Below are 1,351 nucleotides of genomic sequence, written 5' to 3' on the forward strand. Positions count from 1 at the left end.
ACAACAACTCTGATGAGAGCTATTAACGGAGTAATCATTTACTTTACAATTAATAGCGATTGGGTAGAACAAGAAGGATTCCAACTCACCGAATCCGAAATTCGCAAAGACTTTGACTGGGCTTGGCAATGGGCCGAGGAGGTGACAAAATGAATAACGTTGAAATAAAAAGCTTGGTAGATAGACTAGGTGATTTAATTGATGAATGCGAGAACGATTTTGAAGCATTGGTGTTTAACCCAGACGGAACATTTGAATTATTACTTGAAAGCCACTCTGCTCTATCTGGACTATTAAAAGAAGAGGTGACAAAATGAAAGCATATCAAAAACGATTTATCGAAGAATATAATCAACTTATAGAGCGTTTGTCAAAACTTGATGCAATGTTAGATAAGCATGCACAGGGCATACTCTCTTTTGAGCCTAACAGTCCTATCAAGCTATTTCATGAACAGAGACGTGTGATGGCTCAGTATATTGATATATTAGAATTGAGAGCTAAGTTTGAAGGGATTGATTTAGAATGAAACCCCACGCAAGCGCACAAGAGCCTGCAATGGCTCTGTGGGGTTACGAGCTGGAATACTCGTTAAACTTATCCTAGAAAGCCTTCTATAAACAGTTTTATCAGCTACATGACGTGGAATAATCGTTGTGTAGTCTTAGACCGAAATGAAATAAAAAGAGGTTAACTTTGTGTTTTTCTAAAAAATCTAAAACGGATTATCGGCCATCTGTGATTATTCAAGGCGTTGCTTATGCTTCGACATGACATCGTGCGCCTGTGTCAAAAAATAATTTTATCCATAAATCTAAAGCGAGCATCTCGTTATTATGCAAGGCACTTAAAAATCTTGTGCAAAGACGGTCTCGTGTGCCTGGACCAAAAAAAAGACGTCCACATGGAACGCCCTTTAGTTATATCTGTTAATAATATTATAACACAACGGGGGCTTTCATGACGTTTTTTCCAGAGATTGACATCCAAAAAACAAAATCTAACGCCAAGCGTAAATTGAGAGAGTATCCGCGCTGGCGAAGGATAGCTAATGATGTAGATACTCAAAAAGTTACAGCTACTTACTCATTCGAGCCAAGACAGCCTCACGGAGTTCCTAGCAAACCAGTTGAAAGGTTAGCACTTAATCGTGTATCTGCAGAACAGGAGTTAGATGCGATTGAGCAAGCTGTCAGTATGATATTAGAGCCAGAAAGACGCAGGATTTTGTATGATAAATACTTAGCTCCTTACAAAAAAGCAGATAAGGTTATTTATACAGAATTGTGTATGTCGGAAAGTTTCTATTATGACACACTTGAAATAGCTCTATTGTCTTTTGCAGAGCTGT

Annotated in this window: 3 protein-coding genes; all 3 read left to right on the forward strand. The window is 38.3% G+C overall.

Annotated elements, in window-relative coordinates; all coding sequences use genetic code 11:
* Nucleotides 1-149 precede the first annotated feature (149 nt).
* On the forward strand, nt 150-317 hold the full coding sequence (locus AKK44_RS09145; RefSeq protein WP_169750805.1) for a hypothetical protein: 168 nt from the start codon (nt 150-152) through the stop codon (nt 315-317).
* The gene (locus AKK44_RS08405; RefSeq protein ID WP_054279300.1) at nt 314-529 is read left to right on the forward strand and encodes a crAss001_48 related protein; all 216 of its coding nucleotides are present in this window, start codon (nt 314-316) and stop codon (nt 527-529) included. Before AKK44_RS09145 ends, AKK44_RS08405 begins: the two co-directional genes overlap by 4 nt.
* 431 nt (nt 530-960) lie before the next feature.
* A partial coding sequence (locus AKK44_RS08410) for an ArpU family phage packaging/lysis transcriptional regulator (protein ID WP_054279299.1) occupies nt 961-1,351 on the forward strand: 391 nt, incomplete at its 3' end.

The sequence above is a fragment of the Streptococcus phocae genome (genome assembly GCF_001302265.1).
In the GTDB taxonomy this organism is placed as follows: domain Bacteria; phylum Bacillota; class Bacilli; order Lactobacillales; family Streptococcaceae; genus Streptococcus; species Streptococcus phocae.

Excerpts from the sequence above, each read along its gene's own strand:
- AKK44_RS09145 (WP_169750805.1), top strand. The coding sequence starts at position 150 with ATGAATAACGTTGAAATAAAAAGCTTGGTAGATAGACTAGGTGATTTA.
- AKK44_RS08405 (WP_054279300.1), top strand. The coding sequence starts at position 314 with ATGAAAGCATATCAAAAACGATTTATCGAAGAATATAATCAACTTATA.